Source organism: Vibrio sp. YT-18 (genome assembly GCF_033337345.1).
In the GTDB taxonomy this organism is placed as follows: domain Bacteria; phylum Pseudomonadota; class Gammaproteobacteria; order Enterobacterales; family Vibrionaceae; genus Vibrio; species Vibrio alginolyticus.
The window spans coordinates 1-1,348 of record NZ_JAWOQO010000119.1 but is presented as its reverse complement, the minus strand read 5'-3'; the positions used below and the strand labels follow the sequence as shown (position 1 = coordinate 1,348).

Here is a 1,348-nt window from a genome sequence, read left to right as displayed (position 1 = left end):
GTACGGGTGATGTGTTAGTAAAATCAGACATCGTAGAAAACGTGTCGTTTCAAAACCTATCAGGTGGCGGCGGTGGTAAAGCCATCGCTCACTTAATTGAAACGGCAGATCGCCAAGAAGACACGCTCATGGTGAACTCAACACCAATTGTTGTGCGTTCTCTTAGCGGTATTTTTCCTCAATCCTTCCGTGACCTAACGCCTGTTGCTGCAACAGTTGCAGACTACGGCGCGATTGTTGCCTCTGCGGACTCGCCATACAACACATGGGAAGATGCAGTAAAAGCGTTTGAAGCCGATCCTCGCAAAGTGAAGATTGCTGGTGGCTCAGCGCGTGGTTCTATGGATCACCTTGTCATTGCGGCGGCATTTAAAGGCGAAGGCGTTGATGCGCGTAACGTCCGTTACATTGGCTATGATGCGGGCGGTAAAGCGATGGCAGCCCTGCTTTCTGGCGAAACTCAATTGCTTTCAACAGGTTTAGGTGAAGTACTGGAAATGTCCAAATCTGGCCAAGTGAAAGTACTTGCTATCACCGCGCCAAAACGCCTAGAAGCCGCGCCGAACATTCCAACTTTAACGGAATACGGCAACGAAACGGTATTTGCGAACTGGCGTGGATTCTTTGCTGCACCGGGCGTTAGCCAAAAGAAAATCGACGAATGGAATGCCGCATTCACTAAGATGTACAACACAGACGAGTGGCAAGTCGTTCGTGACCGCAATGGTTGGATAGACAACTACAAAGCGGACAAAGCATTCTTCGCGTTCCTTGAAGATCAAGAGAAGCAAATGGGTGACCTGATGCGTGAGCTAGGCTTCCTGAAATAACCGTTATTCCGGGGCTCCCTTCGATAGCAACTTAGCGTAAAACCTGAGTTGCTATTCGCCCCAACGGCATTTGCACTCTAAGTTTCACCGTATATGGACATTGTCGACACTCGGCATCCACACTCCTTTGTTTATTGATTGTTAAGCATATCGACTAGCAGCGAAATGCTTACTTGTTAATGGATTACTTTGCACATTAACGTTCATATACGGTCTTTTTTATTCTTGTTAGGAGTTGAATATGTCTCGTTCAACCAACGTTTTTACCAAAGAATATCTACTCTGCCGCGACTGTGTTGGCGCCATGATTTTCCTGCTCTTCTGCCTTTGCTACGGTTATCAAACGTCTCAAATCGCACTGTTTCCGGGCGATGAGTATGAACCGTTTACTGCGCGCACCTTGCCAACCATTCTGACTTATATCGGCAGCGGGCTTTCTCTCTTGCTTCTTGTGACTGGCCAACCAGACAAAAAGAGCGGCGCCGTTTTAACCTTCAACTGGAAGTTACTGATCTCGT

The 1,348-nt window shown here is 47.7% G+C and carries 1 protein-coding gene and 1 pseudogene; both read left to right on the top strand.

Annotated features, from left to right (window positions below; all coding sequences use genetic code 11):
• Positions 1-830 (top strand): tripartite tricarboxylate transporter substrate binding protein (locus R7M72_RS24795; RefSeq protein ID WP_318056424.1); only part of this gene is annotated, 830 nt, incomplete at its 5' end.
• Between the two features lie 241 nt (positions 831-1,071).
• Positions 1,072-1,348: pseudogene (locus R7M72_RS24790) on the top strand (tripartite tricarboxylate transporter TctB family protein); the annotation flags it as partial.